Here is a 20,267-nt window from a genome sequence, read left to right as displayed (position 1 = left end):
GCGCTCCGGCAACGCCGAAAATTGTTGCAACGCCGCCGTGGTTAGCGCAGCTATCCTGCTTTAGCAAGTCTCTCGGAATATTTTCAGCATATTGTCGCCATATTTGAAAATCGCCTGTGGCAAGCTGTCGCGATCGCCTGAAAAATCAGGGTTCGCATCGATTTGCAAATTGAAGGCAGCAATCGACTCATCACAGCCTGATCGCTCGGCCTGAGCGCGCTACCGCGCCGCACCATCAATCGTTGTCGGAGCCGGAAAGGTGATTGCTGATGGACAACTTCACCAGATGCATGTCCTCGAGCAATTCGGCGATATGGGCAGGATCGACGTCGGCCATCATATCGCGCAGCCATCCCTCGTGGGCCTTGGCCATGGAAGTAAACACTTCCTCCCCCCGGGGCGTGAGCTTGGCTACAGTCACCCGGCGATCGCCATCCGGCGTTTCCCTGACGATCAACCCCTCGCCTTCGAGCCGCTCGACAAGCCCGGTGACATTACCATTGGTCACCATCGTACGCTTGGAGAGTTCGCCGAGACGCAAGCCGTTCTTCTCACGATCCAATTGGGCGAGCAGATCGAACTGGGGAAGTGTTGCTCCGAATTCGGTACGCAACCGACGGCGGACCTCCTGCGAGATCAGCTTGGTCGTCGAAAGCATCCTGAGCCAAAGACGCAGCTCCGGCTTCTTGCCTTCCTGAGTATCACGCACGATGATCTCAAGGTCGATCGTTTCGTTGTCTGCCACTGCCATTGCCGTGCCGCCCATCACCCTAGCCGATACGTTCGGCTGTATGATTGAATAGTTTAAATGTCAAACGATGCAGTCGCAAGTGTGCATTCGTCACGCCGCTACTTCGCGAGCATGCCGGCGAGCATGAAGCCGGAACCGGCGCCCGTTCCCGCGCCCGGCCATGTGGAAGCGCCGCACAGATACAGACCCTTCACGGGGGTCTTGTAACGGGAATAACCGGCGACCGGCCTAAACAGGAAGTTCTGATCAAGATGGTGGCTACCAGACAGATTGTCGCCTCCGATCAGGTTCGGATTTTCCCGTTCGAGGTCGACGGGCGAGTAGACAGCCTTGCCGAGAATCTTGTTGTTGATGCCGGGTGCATAGGTGTCCAGGATCGAAAGCACCCGATCCGCATAGACTTTCTTGATGGCGTCCCAGTCCGTCGACTCGATCTCTCCCTTGGCGTCCCCCTTGATCTCGGCGGGCAGAACACGGACCTGCACCCAGAGCACATGTTTGCCATCAGGCGCACGCGACGGATCGATTGCCGTGGGCTGGCCGACGACCAGTGCCGGCTCTGCCGGCAGTAGTCCGCCCATCGCTTCCGAATAGGTTTTGGACATCATCTCGAAATCAGGCGCGATATGGACATAGGCGTAATTCTTGAGTTCTTCGCCCGCACGCCAGTCAGGCAGCCCGTCGAGTGCAAGATGGATCATCATCGTACCCGGTCCGGCGCGGAACTTTTCGACCTTCGTATCGAAATCCGCACGGCTCGCATCCTTTGCCAGCAGCTTTCCGAATACCAGCTTCGGATGGGCGTTGGCTATCACAGCGCGCCTTGCCTTGATCACACGGCCATCGGCAAGCCGGACGCCGGATGCAACGCCACCTGCCGTTTCGATTTGCTCGACCGGCGTTCCCAGCAGCAGGTCCCCGCCCTTATTCTTCAGAAGCGCCGTCATGGAGCGAATGATCGTGTCGGCCCCACCCTGCCCGATCACCATGCCAAACGACTGGTTGGCCATGGATTCGAGATAGGGAAAGAGCGCACCGCCGGCGACATCGGGAGCAAAATCCAGGTGCAGCCCCCAAGCCCCCATCATCGCCTTCACCTTGGGATTCTCGAAGCGAGCGTCGAGGAAATCGCGCGGTGAGGCCAGCAGCAACTTGACCGTCTCATACAGCCAGGCCGTGCCGCGGCTGCGCCAGGCTTTCCAGGCAACCTTTGCCGCTGCAAACGACGGCATGGGGGAAGCGAGCAACCCGAAAATATGCGGCGCATCGGCGCCGAACTCGGAGACCATCGCCCGCCATGCATCGGCATCCTTTGGAGAGAGCGCCCGGATATCTGCGACTGTCCGCTCAAGATCCGGCCCGACCCCCAGGTATGTGTGGTCGCGGAAGACGCTCGCGAAGCATCGCGGCGCAGGCACTATGCCGAGCCCATTGGCAAACAGCGCATCCTTGTTCTTGTTGAAGAATGCGGAGCCGGCAAACATCGACAGGTTCATGGCACAGAGGTCATGGCGGAAGCCGGGCAGTGTAACCTCGCGAGTTTTGACCGCACCACCCGCCTCGTCCTTTGCCTCGACAACGGCAACCGACCAGCCCCTGGACGCCAACTCGACAGCCGCAGCAAGTCCATTGTGTCCCGCGCCAATCACCACGGCATCATATTCCATGAACTTGTTCCCCTAGTTTTGTCGGTCTATAGCTTTAAACGCATATGCATACATTTTCACCGAGCATCGGCAAGCGGAAAATATTTTAAGCATAAAGAGTTTTTCTCTTCGAAGTCAAAAGTACGAATAATCCAGCATATGCAGGGTGATAGGACCAATTGGCTACTACACTGCAACTCCCTCTCCTGCCCCGCCTGATGCTTGCAATTCCATATTTATTCGCATAACTTTTTTCCACGGGGGGCGGCATGACGGCGAGGAAACCAGCCGGACGCAGACCCTGTCCAATAGGGAACATCACCATGACTTCAGCTAACACTCTTTCCAACATTGCATCGGCTCTTCTTTCCGGCTCGGTGAAGGTCGTTGACCTGACCGCGCCCCTCGGCCCCGATACCCCGGTGCTTTATCTTCCGCCGCAGTTCGGCAAGAACACGCCAAGCGTAAAAGTTCATACCATCTCGGAATATGACGAGAACGGTCCTTTCTGGGCATGGAACTGGCTGGAACTCGGCGAGCATACCGGCACACACTTCGATGCCCCGTCGCACTGGATCACCGGCAAGGACCACAAGGGCAACACGACAGACACCATTCCGCCGCAGAACTTCGTGGCTCCGGTCAATGTCATCGACCGCTCCAAGGAAGGAGCCGCCAACCCGGACTACCTGCTGACCGTCGAAAGCATCAAGGAATGGGAAGCCGAGCACGGCGAAATCGAAGCCGGCAGCTGGGTGGTCCTGCGTACCGACTGGTACAAGCGCAACGGCTCGACCGAAACCTTCCTCAATGCCGACGAGAACGGCCCGCATTCGCCCGGCCCGACGGCTGAAGCGATCGAGTACCTGCTGACCAAGAACATCATCGGCTGGGGCCAGGAGACGATCGGCACCGACGCCGGTTCCGCCGGCGGCATGAACCCGCCCTTCCCGGCCCACAACCTGATGCACAAGGCCAACAAGTATGGTCTCGCCAGCCTCTGCCATCTGGATGAACTGCCGGCCAAGGGTGCGATCCTGATCGCTGCGCCGCTGAAGTTCGTCAAGGGCACCGGCTCGCCGGTCCGTGCGCTCGCACTGGTATCGAAGTAATCACTTCGGCCGGCGCGGCATGGCTGCGCCGGCCTTTTCCTTGTCAATCAATCCAACGCATTGGTATCCCTGCATATGGCCAGTTACGACTACATCATCATCGGCAGCGGCATCAATGCGCTGGTCGCAGCCTCGCTTCTCGGCAAGAAGGGCCGCAAGGTCCTGGTGCTGGAACGCAACGATCGCCTTGGCGGGTGCCTGCGGACCGAGGAAATCACGGGGCCGGGCTTCAAGCACGATGTAATGGCGACGACGATGGTGCTGTTCATGACGTCGCCGGCTTTCGGCGCGCTCGGCAAGGACCTTGAAGCGCGCGGCCTCGAATTTGCCCATGCAGACCTTCCCACCGGCGTATTGCAGCCTGATGGCAGCCACGCCATCCTCTCCAAGGATCGCCAGCGCAACATCGCGACTTTCGAAGCGCTTGCAGCGGGTGACGGGCGCGCCTTCGCACGCGAAATGGACAGGCTGGGTGCGGATGCACCATTCCTTTTTTCACTGCTCGGCGGCTCGCTCTGGTCTTCGACTGTTCTGAAGACCGTGCTCAAGGAAGCCTGGAAGCGAGGCCTTCGCGGACTGGCCGGCTGGTTCGGCGAAGCCCTTGTCTCCGCCCGGTCACATCTTGAATCAACCTACCAGTCCGAAACGACGAAAGCCCTCTGGGCGCCCTGGGTACTGCATTGCGGCCTCGGACCGGAAGCCGCCTACTCCGCCGAAATGGTCAAGGTTGTCGGCTTTGCGATCGAGCTGGCCGGTTGCCCGATCGTCAAGGGCGGCTCGGAAAACCTCGTCAAGGCCTTCGAGCGACTGATCACCGACCACGGCGGAGCGATCCGGACGAACGCCGATGTCGAAACGATCCTGCATGACGCCAACGGCAAGGCCAATGGCGTAAAGCTCGCAAGTGGCGAGACGATTGTGGCGAACCAGGGCGTGATTGCCTCGGTGACGCCGACCCAGCTCTATGGGCGCCTGCTCAAGAACGATACGAAAATCCCCGCTGACGTAACGGAAGGCCTGAAGAACTTCCGTTACGGCAAGGGCAACATGCAGATCCATTACGCCTTGAAATCGCCGCCGCGCTGGAAGGGTTCGGAGGAACTGGGCAAAGTGGCGCTGCTGCACCTGACGCCCGGCCTCGACGGCGTGTCACGTGCCGCCAACGAAGCAGAACGCGGCCTGTTGCCGTCAGTTCCAACCATCTGCGTCGGGCAGCCGGCATCCTTCGACCCGAGCCGCGCGCCCGAAGGCCAATCGATCCTGTGGTTGCAGCTGCCGGAGGCTCCCCGATATATAAAGGGCGACGCCGCGGCAGAACTGCCGATTCCCGCTGACGGTCAATGGACCGAAGAATTGCGCGAGCGTTTCGCGGACCGGGTTCAGCGCATTCTCGAAAGCCATATCGAAGGGTTTTCCGAGAATATCCTGCACCGTAAATCCTATTCGCCGACCGATCTCGAGAAGATGAACATGAATCTCGTCGGCGGCGATCCCTATGGCGGCTTCTGCGGCGTGGACCAGTTCTTCCTCTGGCGGCCGTTCAAATCGTCGGTCAATCACCGTACCCATGTGCCGGGACTTTACCACATCGGCGCATCGACGCATCCGGGCCCGGGACTGGGCGGCGGTTCGGGCTTCCTGCTCGCCTCTTCGCTCAAGTAATTCGCATCGAACATGATCGGGACGCAGCAATGAAAGAACGCTTTGCCGGCACCGTATTGCGGGAAGTGGATGGTTCAGAGACCAAGCGCCCCACCATGGGCGAAATTGGCCTTAACCATTTCGCGCCCTATCTGATGAACCGCGTCATGGCGCGATGGAATGCCAATCTCGCAAGCGAACTCAAGGCGCTCGATATCACGACTGCCAAGATGCGGGCGCTGGCAATCTTGTCGATCACGCCATCCGTCACCATTAATGAGCTCTCGGTGTTCGCCGTTACCGAACAATCGACGATGAGCCGCACCGTCGATTCCCTGGAGGACCAGGGCTACATCAAACGCCAGCCACGGCCCGATGACATGCGTGTGCGCGATGTCACGATCACCAAGGAAGGACGCGCCGCGTTCGAAAAGCTTTGGCCGACGATGTACGATTCGCTCCTGCAGATGTTTCATGGCATCGAAGAAGAAGAATACCGGGCTTTCATCGGCACGCTGCACAAGATGCTCGTCAACATCCGCAAGCATGATTTCTGAAGTCTGCCACCTGCTGGCCATGACGAAATTTATAGGTGCCGGGCGCTTTTCGGAATAGAATATTCCCGCTCTCAGTTCGCGTGCGGGAGGAAAGCATGAACGAGGAAGACAGGCAGGGATACCGTCGCCTATATGATGCAACGGCACATCACATTCAGGCGACCGAAGAGTTTGCCCGGCAGTTGCACGCTGGTCCGGAAGTCGCCGTCAAATCGAGAATATTGAACGCCGTCAACGAGCATCTGCATCAATTGAGAGAAGACGCGGACGAGTTGGAACAACTCGGCTGGGACAGCGGCAGCGCCTGACAGCGTGTGCCGTGGCGGCGTTTTCCCGCACGTTTTCGGTTGGCATTCGGTGGGCGGGCCTTCGCATGAGGCCCGCCACCAGTTGGAGACCTGCCCTCAGAGGGTCGCGATCGTCTTCAAAGCACCATCGAGTGCGACACCATCCTCGTCGAGCAAGGCCGCCTGCCGGAGGCGCTTCATCCAGTCGCCGCCGTCTTCGCGCGCGGCCAGCAACGGCAGCGCCGACATGACCCGGTCAAACTTCGACAAACCGCGCGAATGGGTATCGGAATAGCCCTTCACCAGCCGGCGACAGTTGAGAATCTCGACCGCGAGCGGATAGTTGGTGCTCGCAAGATCGGTGGCCTGCTTCAGCCAGGCGTCGAGATGTTGCATCTCTCTTGCATGACGCAACGTACCGCGCCGGCGCCCCCTGAGGGCAGAAACCATGTAGAGCCCGAGGAACCAGAACACCGTTCCCGTCTGCACCCGACGACCCTTGTTGACCATCTTGTCGAGGCGCGCAAAAAGCTTCGGGCGGTTTTCTATGAAAAGCCCCATAGCCTTGGGCATCGTGCCGCAGATTTCTTCCATGCGCGGATGCATGTATTCGGTCATGTAGACGATCTGATCGGCCTTGGCGCCGACTTCCTTGCGCACGCGCTCGAATCGGCTTTCGCGCACCTTGAGGTCAGCAACCCGAATGACGTCGTCATAGGCCATGGCGTTGGCAAGGTATTTCGCAGCCTGGACCGTGAAGGTAAAACCCCTCTCCTCGCCGCCGACCTTCCGGTCCAGCGCCAGCAGGCGAAGCATGCGATCGAGATAATCCTCGGCGTAATCCGTATCCTGGAAGTCGGTCACCTTCTTGGCGCCGGCAAACAGCAGCGCGTGCGCTTCCTCGGGAAATTCCGAGCGAATGCGAGAAACCAGCCGGTCGAGCTTCGGGTGGCCGGCCTTCTCGGGCAATGCGTCAAACCGCTTGGTCGGCAGCGCCGATACCTTGTCGTTGGACTTTGCCTTCGCCCGATCGTAGGCGGCACTGAACGCTTTAACGCTCGATTCGATGCCCTTGCCGCCAGCGCGGATGGTCGCCTCGAACATTTCCTTGGTAAATGGCAGGACATCCGAGCCCGCCAGCGCGCCGAACAACGAAGACGACACAACGGTTCCGCTTTTGACGGCTATCGCTTCCATGTCGAAGGCAATCGTGCGCTTGGCGGCAAAATCGGTCGCATCGATGACGACAGTCGGGTTGCCGATGCCGTCGCCCGGACGTTCCTTCTCCACAATCGCAAATGAACGGTGCGTCGAAGCAATCAGTGTGGTCTTGTCGGGCGTTACCAGCCCGCGCAGCACCGAGCGGCCTGCTTCCATGAGTTCCGCAGCAATGACGAGATCGACGTCGCCGGGCGTCGGCATCAGCGAAAGGATCGGCTCGGCGCCTTCACGCGCCCGCATCACCTCGACATAATAGATCGTTGCGCCAGTGCGCTGGGCAACACCCGGCACTGATGTCGACTGCGCCATCCACCCTTGCGATTCTGCCAGCGCCACGACCCAGTCGGCGAGAACACCGCCGCCCTGCCCGCCCATGGCGAGGATAGCGATCGAAATCGGCTTGTCGGTGGAAAGCTGTGCGTCGAACCTGACCATCTCATTCATGGCTATACTCCTCAACCGGCAAACAGAACGCGCTTGGACTGACGGCGGCGTTGCAGCCAGCCGATCACCGCTGCCCGCATGCGGGCGGCGAACTTGTCCCAGCCAGTGGGGTTATGAATGATATCGGCGCGATAGAAGGACGGGCAAAGCACTGCGGCTTCGGAGACTTCGCCGCAATTGCCGCAACCGACGCAGGTGTTGTCGATCGCCGCCACCGGATCATCCCTCAGCGGATCGTCGGTGTGCTTGACCGAAAGCGATGGACAGCCGGAAAGACGGATACAGGCGTGATCGCCGGTGCAGACGTCTTCATCGACGCCGAATCGTTCCTTGACCATCCGCTTGCCATCCTTGACGGCCTTGGCGAATTCCGGCTTTACCCGGCGCTGCTTGTTGAGGCTGCATTCGGAGGATGCGACGATGATCTTCGGACCCGTCTCCTTGGTGGTCAGCGCTTCGCGCAGCGTGTCGCGCATCTTGGCGACGTCGTAGGTGCGGTCGATCTGGCGAACCCAGGTCGCGCCGATGCCCTTGACCGCGTTGACAATGGAATTGTTGGTCTTGCGGCGCGGATTGATGGCGCGCGAGGACATGATGTCCTGACCACCGGTCGCCGCCGAATAGTAGTTGTCGACCACCAGGATGACGCCATCCTGCTTGTTGAAGACCGCGTTGCCGACCGACGTTGCCAGACCGTTGTGCCAGAAGCCACCGTCGCCCATGACGGCGATGGACCGCTTGTCAGCCTCGACGTTGAAGGCGGAGGCAGATGCCGGCCCAAGACCGTAGCCCATCGTCGTGCCGCCGATGTTGAACGGCGGCAGGATCGAGAACAGATGACAGCCGATATCGGCCGATACATGGTGCTTTCCAAGTTCCTTCTCGACCAGCTTCATGGCCGCGAAGATCGGCCGCTCGGGACAGCCCGTGCAGAAACCGGCGGGACGTGGCGGCACGACTTCGGCCAGTGCCTTGATCTTGGGATCCTGCAGAACGTGAGTCGGATCGGGAATCGGCGGCTGGTTGCCCAGGAGCAGACGATCATAAGTCTCGACGAAGGTCTTGAGGCCCTTGGTCAGCACCGGCGTTGTGTATTCGCCACCGAGCGGCAACACACCCTTGCCGGATACGGCCGTCTGAATATCGCGACGACGAAGCAGCGTGTTGAGCGTGTGCTCGATATATTCAGGCGCGCCTTCCTCGACCATCAGAACGGCCTTCTTGCCGATGCAGAAATCGGCGACTTCGTCGTCGATCATCGGATAGGAGACGTTCATGACATAGAGTGGAATTCTCGAATTGCCGTAAACATCGGCAAGCCCGAGCTGCTGCAGCGAACGCATGACGCTGTTGTAGAGACCGCCCTGAAGGATGATGCCGACATCACCGGTTTCCGGGCCGAAATACTCGTTGATCTTGCGCGACTTGATGAACTCGACGGCAGCCGGCCAGCGCTTCTCCAGTTTTTCCTTTTCATGAACGAAGGATGCTGGCGGAAGAACGATTCGGTTGACGTCGCTGATCGGGTTTTCCAGCGCCTGCTTCAACGTGTAGGCCGGCTTCTTGTTGTCCTTGGCTTCGAACTGACCATGGACGTGACAGCTACGGATTCCGACCTGCAGCATGACCGGTGTGTTGGAGGCTTCCGAAAGCTCGAACCCCATCTCCACTGCTTCGACGATGGAAGGCAGGTTGGGACGTGGGGTCAGCAGCCACATCTGCGACTTCATCGCAAACGCATGGCTGCGTTCCTGCATGATCGACGAGCCCTCGCCGTAGTCTTCGCCGATAATGATCAACGCGCCGCCGGTGACACCACCGGAGGAAAGATTGGAAAGCGCATCCGAGGCCACGTTGGTGCCGGCAGATGATTTCCAGGTCACCGCGCCACGGATCGGATACATGACCGATGCGGATAGCATCGCAGCCGCCGCTGCCTCGGAAGCCGACGTTTCGAAATGAACGCCGAGATCCTGCATGACATCCTTGGCATCGGCCAAAACGTCCATCAAATGCGAAATCGGCGAGCCCTGGTAGCCACCAACATAGGAAACTCCCGACTGGAGCAGCGCTTTGGTAATCGCGAGAATACCCTCCCCCCGGAAGATGTCGCCATCCCCAAGTTTCAGATCTTCAACTTCGCGCGCAAATGATCTTTCCGCCATCGGATTTCCCCTTGCCTCATTTTCGAGGTCTGCAATCGCCATTTAATTTGCAAAATCATATTTCTGTCACAGGACTTTTGTCAAATGACAAATGTTCAAAGGCGAAAAATACCCGCAAACGCCGCGATCGCGGGACTTTCTAATAAGCCAGTCACACGCACAATAATATGCATATGCATATTTATACTTTGGGAATCGTGACGACAGCAAGACGGATTCTCTGATAACCGGACCTGAAACGTCTATAGAATTCAATGAATTCACTTGCGTCGTGTATAAAATCCGCTTGCCACTCCCTCAAAACTATTTTAACATTAAAGCATTCCGACAAATAGCATCGACGGCAGGATTTCGGGGCGCCCGCTTCCTGCCGGAGAAACAAGGGAACGACGGAGCTCAACATGATGGATATTTCCCGTCGCCAGGCTTTGGGCCTTGGCGCAGCTGCATTTCTGACCAGCGTATTTTCTGGCCGCAATTTCGTGCAGGCAGCCGAAACCGACACTTTGACGATTGCCTATAACGTCAACCTGCCCTCTTTTGATCCGACTGTTGGACCGTCCGCGGTCAACCCGACCATCCAGGCAATCTATCGTTCGATCTTCGACCAGTATGTCGGCCAGGGGCCCGACCTGAAGTTCCAGCCCGGACTTCTCACCGCCTGGGGCTGGAACGACGACAAAACCAAAGTCTGGATGGATGTGCGCGAAGGCGTCACCTGGCACGATGGCACGCCATTTACGCCGGAAGACGTCGTCTGGTCGCTCGAACGCGCAGCCAACGAAAAGACCGGCAACCCCATCCAGTTCATCTGGTCGACTGCCGGCAACTACAAGATCGAAGGCAACAAGATCACCGGCGACGTGCTGCGTTTCGAACCCACCTACTTCATGTGGATGGCGTTCCTGACGGGATACATCCTGCCGAAGGCCTATTACGAAAAGGTCGGCGCAGAAGGTTTCGAAAAAGCACCGATCGGCACCGGTCCGTACATGGTCGACGCTTACGAAGGCAACGCCTTCCTGCGCCTCAAGGCCAACCCGAACTATTATGGCGGCAAGCCGGCCTTCGAAACCGTGATCTTCAAGTTCGTGCCTGACGGTACGAGCCGCGTTGCCGAAATCGAATCCGGTTCGTCTGATATCACGCTCGAAGTGCCCTATGAGGAATTCGACCGCCTGAAGGCGGTAGACGGTCTCGCTGGCGTGGCGACTCCGATTTCCGACATCGGCATGATCTTCCTCAACAACATCGAAGTGATGAACGACAAGAACGTCCGTCTTGCCGCCAATCACGCGATCGACAAGGAAGCGATCGTCAAGCGTCTGCTGCGCGGTTATGGCGTGCCACTCGACACACTCGAAGCGCCGGAATACTCGGCCTACGACGCGTCGATCAAGGTGCCCTACGACCCCGAACTGGCCAAGAAGCTGCTGGCGGATTCCGGTTACTCGACCGACAAGCCAGCAAAGTTCAAGATCCAGACGACGCGCGGCCTGAAGCCCAAGGACTACGAAATGGTCCAGGCGATCGTCGGCATGTGGCGCAAGGTTGGCATCGAGGCGGAAATCGAAGTCTATGAAATCGCCAAGCACTACGAGCTTCGCGCCGCCGACCAGCTTGCACCGGCTGCTTTCTACAACTGGGGTAACGCCATCGGCGATCCGACCACCTCGACCGGTTTTGCCATGTTCGGCCCGTCGCCGCACTCGGTGTGGAACACGGACGATCTCGACGGCATGATCGGCCCGCTCTGGGGCGAGAAGGATGAAGCCAAGCGCATCGACGGCTGGAAGGCTGTCTGCAAGTATATTGCGGAACAGGGATACGTCATTCCGCTACTGCAGTATGCCCAGCCGATCGTCTACAAAGCCTCGCTGAAGGTGACCCCGAACGTCTCGGGCGCCCTGCAGCCGATACAGGTTTCCAAGGCCTGATCGACATTTGCCCCTCACCCTGACCCTCTCCCCGCAAACGGGGAGAGGGAATTTTCTCGGAGATCGCCGGCCCTTGCTCTTCGTCTGAACGGGGAGAGAAGCTGTCGGCATCCGGATGAAGGGCATTAGATTCAGTTGTCTCGAGATTCAGTTATCTCGTCTTTTTCCATGGCGCGCCGCACCTTGCTGGATCAGCCGTCCTTCGCTACGCTTTTTTCGCGCGATGCGCGCGCGACCGGAATGCAAATCTGATGATTGCCCTATCCATCCTTAACCGGCTGGTGCTTGCAGCGATCACACTGTTCGGCGTGGCGCTGATCGTGTTCGTGCTGCTGCGCGTCGTGCCGGGCGACCCGATCGCCATGATGATTTCGCCGGGCGCAAGTCCCGAGCAGATCGCGCAATTGCGCGCCCATTACGGGCTCGACGCAAGCTTGCCGGTTCAGTTCTGGGTCTGGCTCAAAGCCATCCTCGTCGGCGATTTCGGCACCTCGATCTCGCTGCGCCGCGATGTCCTCGAACTGCTCGGCGAACGGCTGCCAGCGACGCTGGAGCTGGCGTTTGCCGCGCTGGTGTTCGCCGTGGCCCTCGGCGGCGCGATCGCCGTGCTCGGCACCATGCTGCGCCGGACTTTCTTCGAACCCGTCATCGATACCTTCAACGGCATCATGCTGGCGGTGCCGGACTTCGTCTGGGCCTTAGCGCTGGTGCTGGTGCTCGGCGTGTTCCTGCCGGTGCTGCCGCTGTCGGGTCGTCTCGATCCCGGCTTGCAGGTGGATTTCTCGACGCCATTCTACCTCATCGAAAGCCTGGTTACTTTCAAATTCGCCGTGTTCGGCAATCTCCTCGCGCATATGACCATGCCGGTGCTGGCGCTGGGCCTTCCGCTCGCGGCCATCATCGCCCGCGTGCTCAAGGAAGCGCTGCTGGAAGCCATGGTGCAGGACTACGTACTGCTGGCACGGCTGAAGGGCAAGTCGACGCTCAGGCTGGTGCTGCAGGAGGCGCTTCGAAACGCCGTCGGCCCGACCATTGCGCTCACCGGCGTGCAGTTCACCTTCCTCATCGGCGGCACGGTTATCGTCGAGCGCATCTTCGCCTATCCGGGCATCGGCAACATGGCGATCGATGCGGTCATCAATCGCGACCTGCCGTTGATCCAGGGGCTTGTCCTGGTGTTCGGCGCGCTGTTCATCGTCATCAACCTGCTGGTCGACCTGCTGGTCGCGGCCTTCAATCCGAGGCTTCGGCATGGCTAAGACTTTGCGCTCGATTCTTGCAGAACCCAAGGCCGTCATCGGCGGCGGCTTCATTCTGCTGCTCATTCTCGTGGCGATCTTCGCGCCTTATCTGGCGCCGAAGGATCCGCTCGAGCAGGACCTGATGCTGGGAACGCTGCCGCCGGCGGGCAATGCCGGCGCTGAGCCGGGCTACTGGTTCGGCACTGACGATCTCGGCCGCGACGTGCTTTCCCGGCTTATCTATGGCAGCCGCATCGCGCTGATCGTCGCCTTCGTCGCAGCCGGACTTTCGGCGCTGGTCGGCACCACGCTCGGCCTGCTCGCCGGCTGGTACCGCGGCTGGGTCGATGTGGTCATCTCGCGTCTGGTCGATATCTGGATGGCGTTTCCGCCGGTGCTGCTGTCGATCCTGCTGGTGGCCGTGTTCGGCTCGGGCGTGCATTCGGTGATCGCGGCGATCGTCATCATCGACTGGACCCGCTTCTGCCGTGTCGTCCGCTCCGAAACCATGGCGCAGGCCAGCCAGGACTACGTGACGGCCGCCAAGACCATCGGCTTTCCCTCCTTCACCATCCTGATGCGGGAAGTATTGCCGAATGTCGCCCCGGTGCTGATCGCGCTGGTCAGCCTCGAAATGGGCATTGCCGTCATCGTCGAAGCGATCCTGTCCTTCGTCGGCCTGTCGGTCTCGTCAGACACCCCGACCTGGGGCGGCATGATCGCGCAAGGCCGGCAGATCGTTCATCACGGCTGGTGGGTGCTGGTCGCACCACTGGTGGTGCTGTTCGCCACCGTCCTTGCCTTCAACCAGCTCGGCGACGGCCTGCGCCGCGCCCTTGACCCGATGATGCGCCGATGACCGATACTTTGCTCACCATATCAGGCCTATCGGCGGTTTCCGACCGCGACGGCGGCTCGCCCATCCTGCGCGACGTGTCGCTGACCCTCAACCGCGGCGAAGTCCGTGGGCTTGTCGGCGAAAGCGGTGCGGGCAAATCGACCATCGCCAAGGCGCTGCTCGGCATTCTTCCCCGCACGGTGCGCGTCACGTCAGGCGCCATCCGCTTTGAAGACCGCGACCTCCTGACCATGCCGGCGCGCGAATTGCGCGACGTCATGGGCGAGGATATTGCGCTGATCCCGCAGGACCCGCAGACCGCCCTCAATCCCGGCCGGCGCATCGAGGCGCAATTGACCGATGGGCTCAGAATGCGCCGTGGCATGTCGAAGCAGGCGGCCCACGACAAGGCGCTGGCGCTGCTGGCCGAAGTGCACATCCGCGATCCCGAGCGGGTGCTCAAGGCCTATCCGCACGAACTGTCTGGCGGCATGCGCCAGCGTGTGCTGATCGCGGCGGCGTTTGCGCTCGACCCGAAACTCGTCGTCGCCGACGAGCCGACCACCGCGCTCGACGTCACCGTACAAAAACAGATTCTCAGGCTGATCCGCGGCATGCAGCGCCAGACAGGCACCGGGGTGATCTTCGTCACTCACGACCTCGGCGTCGTTGCCCAGATCTGCGACAGCGTCACGCTGCTCTATGCCGGCAAGGTCATTGAGCAGGGCTCGACGGCTGACGTCCTGCAGAACCCCAAACACATCTACACCCGGGCGCTGATGGCCGCCGGCCCGCGCTACGATCGTCCTGAAGCGGGCCTCGAGCCGGTACCGCAGGCGGTGTTCGAACAGTTGCGCGCCGAGATCGGCATCAAGTGAGGATTTTCGTCCATGTCTGAAGATCTGCTCATCGCTCGCGGAATTGAAGTGACCTATGGCGCAAGCCGCCTGCTCGGTGCGCGCAAGGGCGGCCACAAGGTGCTGCACGGCGTCGATATCAACATCAAGCGTGGCGAAACCATTGGCATCGTCGGCGAATCCGGTTCCGGCAAGACGACGCTCGGCCGCGCGTTGCTGCGGTTGGTCGACACCTCCGCCGGAGAAATTCACTTCGACGGACGTGACATCACCCGTCTCGGTGACGATCAGATGCGGCCGCTCCGGCGGCGCATGCAGATGATCTTCCAGGACCCAATGGCCTCGCTCAATCCGCGCCACTCGGTGCGGCGGATCCTTGTCGAGCCGATGCTGCTGCACAAGGTGGCCGCCAACGCGCGGGATGCCGAGACGCGCGTGACAAAACTCCTCGACCGCTTCAAGCTGCCGAAGGCCGCACTTGATCGCAATCCGCACGAGCTGTCCGGCGGCCAGCGCCAGCGCGTCGGCATTGCCCGCGCCGCCCTGCTCGAACCCGATTTCGTGCTCGCCGATGAAATCGTCTCCGGCCTCGATGTCTCCACCCAGGCCGAAGCGCTCAACCTGCTGAAGGACCTGTCGCGCGAACTCGGCCTGGCCATGGCCTTCATCAGCCACGACCTGTCGGTCATCCGCGCCGTCTGCGACCGCATCTACGTGCTTCGCTTCGGCAAGGTGGTGGAGGAGGGCCGTTGCGACGATGTCTACGCGGCCCCTAAATCCGACTACACCAAGGCCCTGCTCGACGCCATCCCGCTGCCGGAAATCGATCCGGAATGGCTGGAGCGCAAGAGCGCTGTCGATGAAGCGGCCAACGCTTAGCGAATAGTCCGCCTCAAGGGGCGGACATCAAGGGTAATTGCCGGTTGTTTTCACGTCGGCCGCGCGGGCGCCGGCGGATTGCAGAACTGTGCCCGCATTTTGGTGGAGGACCTAGCATGAAGCACATATTCTCGCTGTCTCTTGCAGCATCGGCATTTCTATTGGGACTGGGAACCGCCGCATCAGCGGATTCGCTTCCCGGCTTGCGCGGACATGACCATACCAGGATTACCGTCCCCGACATGAAACAGGCGGTGGATTTCCTCGAGAATGTCGTCGGCTGCAAGACGGCCATGTCTTTCGGCCCATTCGCCGATGACAAAGGCAGCGGGACCTTCAGCAGAAGAACAGCGACATTGGCGCGTTCCACATAGCGCTCTATGTCGACGACGTAGCGGCAGCGAAAAAGTATCTCGACGAAAAGGGCGTTGCCACCAGACTTGGGCCGCTGCCGATAAACGATGGACCGGCTGCCGGCCAGACGATCCTCTATTTCCAGGCACCCTGGGGTTTGCAGTTCGAAGCGATCAGCTATCCCAAAGGCATGGCATACGAAAAGGATGCCGAAACCAAGCTCTGGGATCCCAAGAATCCGTCAAAGTAGATTTCTCGATTGCGAAGCGGATCGTCAAAGATCCGCTTCCTATTGCTTGCGCCGGCGTAGCGTTTCCGACGGCGTTTCGCCGAAACGCGCGCGATAGGCGGCAGCGGCGCGACCGAGATGACCGAAGCCGGCAGCGAACGCGATTTCCGCAACCGTCGCGCTCGGCCCTGCGGCCAGCAATCCCTCCCGAAAGCAAATCAATCGAGCATCGAGAAGCCCCTCGCCGAGCGTCAAACCCTGACTGCGCTTGTAGCTGTCCTGCAATGAGCGAAGCGACACGCCAGCGGCGGCGGCCACCTCCTCCATGGAAACAGCCCGGGCGGCATTTGCCCGGATGAACTCCTTGGCGCGCATGACGGCGCTTGGGCCCGCGGTTGGCGCAGGGCTTGAAAAAGCACGGCTGCGGTTGTTGGCAAAGCCTGTCAGCAACAACGTCGTCAAACCGTCGCGCAACAGAATCTGGTAGGCGCGCGGCGTTGCCCCTGGCTCTTCCGCCGCAGCCAGCATCATCATGCTGTGCCGCCACAGGGCCTGCCCCATCGGCGCGCTCAAATCAATCCTCGGATCGAACTCGATATCCCGACCGACTTCATGCGTCAGCGCCTGAAACTGCGCTTCGACCGCCTCACGACGAACCAGCAGGATGAGTTTTTCGCAGCCCTCCTGCCAGGTCATGCGCGTCGGCAGAGTCGGTGAAAGCAACGAAGCCGACTGCCCCGACACAACATCGGTCGACACCGTGCCGCAGCGAACCCGTGCGGCACCCTCAATCGGTATCTGCAGCAGGAAGAACCGCGACAGTTCGCCGGGATCGATATCGACGGTGGCGCCGTAGCTGACGAAATTGACCGAATAGTCCGCCTGCTCCACCGTATGGTGACGGGCGTGAAACGCCCTAGGATTGCGCTCGACCGGACTGAGGAAATGCGGACAGAAAATACGGCCGATTGCTTCGCGCGCATCGTCCGGCGCATGGGTATCCACTGCCGGAAAGCGGGATAGCGGCACGTTCTGTGTCTGCATCGGCATTCACTCCGCAATTCTGCGACGATATCAATGGTCCCGGCCAGATGCCCCGGCTTGCCGGATCTGGATCACGGCCCGCGCAATGTGGATTGCGAAGCAGGCCTTTCGGACGGATCATCAACATACTTTAGATCTAAACTGAATGGAAGTCGGATCTGGAGCGAATGAAGTCCCACGCGGTCAGGAGGAAGAGCGCCATGGACAAGAATCTGTTTAGGTCGGCGATGCGCCAGGTTGCCGGTGCGGTGACTATCGTCACCACGCGCGGCGTCAATGGCGAGCCGCGCGGCGTCACAGCCACCGCTGTATGTTCGCTTACTGTCGACCCTCCCTCCGTTATCGCCTGCATCAATCGCGAAACCTGGGTCGGCCAGTTCGCTCCTGAGAGCAAAAATTTCTGCGTCAACGTTCTCGCCCGCGACCAACAATCGGTCGCCGAGACGTTTGCCGGACGAACAGAGCTATCGGCGACCGACCGGTTTCAGGTGGGCGGCTGGTCGGATGCCCAGACCGGGGCACCGGTACTCGAGGGCGCGATTGCCAGTTTCGATTGCGAACTGGAACAGGCTGTAGATTTCGCAACCCATGTTATTCTGATTGGCAGGGTGCAAAAGACGGTGAGCGACAACAGCGCGGCCGAGCCACTCGTCTATGTGGGCGGCGCCTTTACCACGACGCATCCGGAAATGCCGCTGCTGCAGAGCGCCTGATTATATATTAGCAATACAAATTATTGCCTTACGGTTCAAATCTAACAAAAAGGATGGGGAACTCCATGCGTGGATTAAGCGGAAAGACTGCAATTGTCTCCGGCGGTGCGACACTGATTGGCGAGGGCGTGGCCAAGACACTGATCGGCTACGGCACCAAGGTGGTGATCGCCGACATCAATGAAAAAGACGGTACCGACGTCGCCGCCCGTCTCGGCGCGAATGCCAGCTTCATCAGGACCGACGTCACCAATGACGACGACATCGCAGCGCTTGTCGCCAAGACGGTGGAGACGACCGGCCGGCTCGACTTTCTCGTCAATGTTGCCTGCACCTATCTCGACAACGGCGCTGAAACCACCCGCTCGGATTGGCTGAAGGCGCTCGACGTCAACATCGTCAGCTCCGTGATGCTGATGCAGGCAGCGCGTCCGCATCTTGCGGCCAACAAGGGCGCCATCGTCAATTTCGGCTCGATTTCGGCACGCGTCGCGCAGACCGGCCGCTGGGTCTATCCGGTTTCCAAGGCTGCCATCCTACAGCTAACCCGCAACCAGGCTATGGACCTGGCGCCGGACGGCATCCGCGTCAACGCCGTTTCGCCGGGCTGGACTTGGAGCAACATCATGGTGCAGCTGACCAACGGCAATCGCGAAAAGACTGACAAGGTCGCCGCCCCCTTCCATATGCTCGGCCGCACCGGCAATCCGGAGGAAGTCGCCGAAGCCATCGCCTTCCTGCTGTCCGACAATGCAAGTTTCGTCACCGGCACGGATATCTGCGTCGATGGCGGCTACACGGCCATGGGCCCGGAACAGAACGTCCCGGCCATCCCGAAGCTGATGGAATAGAGAATTCAGTTTTTGCCATCGAACGTCAAAACAAATGGGGAATAAAACCATGACAAAACGCAAGATTACCATCGTCGGCGGTGGCCAGTCAGGTTTGCAGCTCGGCTGCGGCCTGCTGTCAAACGGCTACGAAGTCGAAATCGTCCAGAACCGCACGGCAGAACAGGTCCGCACCGGCAAGGTGTTGTCCAGCCAGTGCATGTTCGATCAGGCGCTGCAGAACGAGCGCGACCTCGGGCTGAACTTCTGGGAGAAGGAATGCCCGACGGTCGACTCGATCAATTTCGTCGTTCCGGCTCCGGACGGTTCCGGCACCAAGGCAATCGACTGGAACGGCAAGCTCGACAAATATGCCCAGAGCGTCGACCAGCGCGTCAAGATTCCGGTCTGGATGACCGAGTTCGAAAAACGCGGCGGCCAGATGACCATTCTTGATGCTGGCATCGAGGATTTGGAAAAGTATGCCAAGTCGTCGGACCTCGTGATCGTTGCCGCGGGCAAGGGCGATATTGCCAAGCTGTTCGAGCGCGATGCCGAAAAATCGCCGTTCGACAAGCCGCAGCGCGCGCTTGCGCTCACCTATGTGACCGGCATGACCCCACGCCCGGAACATTCCGCTGTCGCCTTCAATCTGATCCCGACGGTTGGCGAGTATTTCGTGTTTCCGGCACTGACGACAACCGGTCCCTGCGAGATCATGGTTCTCGAAGGCATTCCGGGCGGCCCTATGGACTGCTGGAAGGATGTGAAGACGCCCGAGGAACATCTGGCCAAGTCCAAGTGGATCCTCGATACCTTCCTGCCGTGGGAAGCCGAGCGCTGCCGCAACATCGAGTTGACTGACGACAACGGCATTCTGGCAGGCGCTTTCGCGCCCACCGTCCGCAAGCCGATCGGCAGGCTGCCATCGGGCGCAATCGTGCTCGGCATGGCCGATGCCGTATGCCTGAACGACCCGATCACCGGTCAGGGGTCCAACAACGCTTCCAAGGCCGCCAAGGCCTATATGGATGCGATCCTTGCACATGGCGACCGGCCCTACGACGCCGCCTTCATGCAGGCGACCTTCGACACGTACTGGAACTACGCCCAGTTCGTAGTCGGCTGGACCAATGCCCTGCTGCAGCCGCCACCGCCACACGTGCTCAACATCATGGGTTCGGCCCAGGCCTTTCCGGCACTCGCCAAGCGTATCGCCAACGGCTTCAACAACCCGGTCGATTTCTTCCCGTGGTTTGCCATTCCGGAAGAAGCAGACGCCTACCTGCAGAAGCTCGCGGCCTGATCAACCGATACAATCACACATAGCGACCCGCCGGAGCGATCCGGCGGGTTTTTATTTTCCGAGGCAACCGATCCTCGCTCCGACAGTCCGGTCAGGCCTCGCTTTCCGGCTTTATTTGACCCTGTGTTACCGTAACGTACTTGCCTCCATCCCCGACTTGGATTTTGATTTTCCGTCGGCTGGGTAATTTTGCCGCTCAGCTCGCAAGTCTATGC

The 20,267-nt window shown here is 60.0% G+C and carries 17 protein-coding genes and 1 pseudogene; 13 read left to right on the top strand and 5 right to left on the bottom strand.

Annotated elements, in window-relative coordinates:
- Nucleotides 1-235: 235 nt before the first annotated feature.
- Both JJB09_RS12365 and JJB09_RS12360 read right to left on the bottom strand, forming a co-directional pair.
- The gene (locus tag JJB09_RS12365; protein ID WP_201658231.1) at nucleotides 236-751 is read right to left on the bottom strand and encodes a MarR family winged helix-turn-helix transcriptional regulator; all 516 of its coding nucleotides are present in this window, start codon (nucleotides 749-751) and stop codon (nucleotides 236-238) included.
- Nucleotides 752-849: 98 nt separating this feature from the next.
- The gene (locus JJB09_RS12360; RefSeq protein WP_201658229.1) at nucleotides 850-2,418 is read right to left on the bottom strand and encodes a phytoene desaturase family protein; all 1,569 of its coding nucleotides are present in this window, start codon (nucleotides 2,416-2,418) and stop codon (nucleotides 850-852) included.
- A gap of 302 nt (nucleotides 2,419-2,720) precedes the next feature.
- Between JJB09_RS12360 and JJB09_RS12355 the strand changes: the two genes are divergently transcribed.
- The 4 genes from JJB09_RS12355 to JJB09_RS12340 all read left to right on the top strand — a co-directional run bounded on the left by JJB09_RS12355 (nucleotide 2,721) and on the right by JJB09_RS12340 (nucleotide 6,015).
- Entirely contained in the window at nucleotides 2,721-3,509 is a 789-nt protein-coding gene (locus tag JJB09_RS12355) for a cyclase family protein (RefSeq protein WP_201658227.1), read from the top strand.
- Between the two features lie 75 nt (nucleotides 3,510-3,584).
- On the top strand, nucleotides 3,585-5,171 hold the full coding sequence (locus tag JJB09_RS12350) for a phytoene desaturase family protein (RefSeq protein ID WP_201658225.1): 1,587 nt from the start codon (nucleotides 3,585-3,587) through the stop codon (nucleotides 5,169-5,171).
- Nucleotides 5,172-5,200: 29 nt separating this feature from the next.
- Entirely contained in the window at nucleotides 5,201-5,707 is a 507-nt protein-coding gene (locus JJB09_RS12345; RefSeq protein WP_201658223.1) for a MarR family winged helix-turn-helix transcriptional regulator, read from the top strand.
- Nucleotides 5,708-5,802: 95 nt separating this feature from the next.
- The gene (locus tag JJB09_RS12340) at nucleotides 5,803-6,015 is read left to right on the top strand and encodes a hypothetical protein (protein ID WP_201658221.1); all 213 of its coding nucleotides are present in this window, start codon (nucleotides 5,803-5,805) and stop codon (nucleotides 6,013-6,015) included.
- A 96-nt stretch (nucleotides 6,016-6,111) separates the two neighbouring features.
- On the opposite strand, the gene JJB09_RS12335 is transcribed toward JJB09_RS12340, so the two are convergent.
- Together JJB09_RS12335 and JJB09_RS12330 are read right to left on the bottom strand one after the other, a co-directional pair.
- Nucleotides 6,112-7,659, bottom strand: coding sequence for an indolepyruvate oxidoreductase subunit beta family protein (locus tag JJB09_RS12335; RefSeq protein ID WP_425523720.1), 1,548 nt, complete (start codon nucleotides 7,657-7,659; stop codon nucleotides 6,112-6,114).
- 11 nt (nucleotides 7,660-7,670) lie between these two features.
- The gene (locus tag JJB09_RS12330) at nucleotides 7,671-9,824 is read right to left on the bottom strand and encodes a ferredoxin family protein (protein ID WP_201658219.1); all 2,154 of its coding nucleotides are present in this window, start codon (nucleotides 9,822-9,824) and stop codon (nucleotides 7,671-7,673) included.
- 404 nt (nucleotides 9,825-10,228) lie between these two features.
- Here JJB09_RS12330 and JJB09_RS12325 point away from each other — a divergent pair, with 404 nt between their 5' ends.
- The 6 genes and pseudogenes from JJB09_RS12325 to JJB09_RS12300 all read left to right on the top strand — a co-directional run bounded on the left by JJB09_RS12325 (nucleotide 10,229) and on the right by JJB09_RS12300 (nucleotide 16,180).
- Nucleotides 10,229-11,761: an ABC transporter substrate-binding protein gene (locus JJB09_RS12325; RefSeq protein ID WP_201658890.1), complete on the top strand. Its 1,533-nt coding sequence runs from the start codon at nucleotides 10,229-10,231 to the stop codon at nucleotides 11,759-11,761.
- 251 nt (nucleotides 11,762-12,012) lie between these two features.
- Complete coding sequence (locus tag JJB09_RS12320; protein ID WP_201658217.1) at nucleotides 12,013-13,020, top strand: ABC transporter permease; 1,008 nt, start codon at nucleotides 12,013-12,015, stop codon at nucleotides 13,018-13,020.
- Entirely contained in the window at nucleotides 13,013-13,861 is an 849-nt protein-coding gene (locus JJB09_RS12315; protein WP_201658214.1) for an ABC transporter permease, read from the top strand. The genes JJB09_RS12320 and JJB09_RS12315 overlap by 8 nt, the downstream gene beginning before the upstream one ends.
- A complete protein-coding gene (locus JJB09_RS12310; protein ID WP_201658212.1) occupies nucleotides 13,858-14,718 on the top strand; it encodes an ABC transporter ATP-binding protein in 861 nt (286 codons plus the stop codon). Before JJB09_RS12315 ends, JJB09_RS12310 begins: the two co-directional genes overlap by 4 nt.
- A gap of 12 nt (nucleotides 14,719-14,730) precedes the next feature.
- Nucleotides 14,731-15,576 carry an ATP-binding cassette domain-containing protein gene (locus JJB09_RS12305; protein ID WP_201658209.1) on the top strand — a complete coding sequence of 282 codons (846 nt, stop codon included), beginning with the start codon at nucleotides 14,731-14,733 and terminating at the stop codon, nucleotides 15,574-15,576.
- Nucleotides 15,577-15,692: 116 nt separating this feature from the next.
- Nucleotides 15,693-16,180 (top strand): annotated as a pseudogene (locus JJB09_RS12300) (VOC family protein).
- Between the two features lie 39 nt (nucleotides 16,181-16,219).
- Here the strand turns inward: JJB09_RS12300 and JJB09_RS12295 are convergent.
- A complete protein-coding gene (locus JJB09_RS12295) occupies nucleotides 16,220-17,203 on the bottom strand; it encodes an AraC family transcriptional regulator (RefSeq protein WP_201658207.1) in 984 nt (327 codons plus the stop codon).
- A 200-nt stretch (nucleotides 17,204-17,403) separates the two neighbouring features.
- Here JJB09_RS12295 and JJB09_RS12290 point away from each other — a divergent pair, with 200 nt between their 5' ends.
- The 3 genes from JJB09_RS12290 to JJB09_RS12280 all read left to right on the top strand — a co-directional run bounded on the left by JJB09_RS12290 (nucleotide 17,404) and on the right by JJB09_RS12280 (nucleotide 20,052).
- Nucleotides 17,404-17,916, top strand: a complete 513-nt coding sequence (locus JJB09_RS12290; RefSeq protein WP_201658205.1) for a flavin reductase family protein — start codon at nucleotides 17,404-17,406, stop codon at nucleotides 17,914-17,916.
- Nucleotides 17,917-17,981: 65 nt separating this feature from the next.
- Nucleotides 17,982-18,767, top strand: coding sequence for an SDR family oxidoreductase (locus JJB09_RS12285; RefSeq protein ID WP_201658203.1), 786 nt, complete (start codon nucleotides 17,982-17,984; stop codon nucleotides 18,765-18,767).
- Nucleotides 18,768-18,816: 49 nt separating this feature from the next.
- Complete coding sequence (locus tag JJB09_RS12280; protein WP_201658201.1) at nucleotides 18,817-20,052, top strand: styrene monooxygenase/indole monooxygenase family protein; 1,236 nt, start codon at nucleotides 18,817-18,819, stop codon at nucleotides 20,050-20,052.
- Nucleotides 20,053-20,267 lie beyond the last annotated feature (215 nt).

The organism is Phytoamicus setariae, assembly GCF_016722925.1.
Classification (GTDB): Bacteria; Pseudomonadota; Alphaproteobacteria; order Rhizobiales; family Rhizobiaceae; genus Rhizobium_E; species Rhizobium_E setariae.
This window is presented reverse-complemented; position numbering and strand designations above follow the sequence as displayed.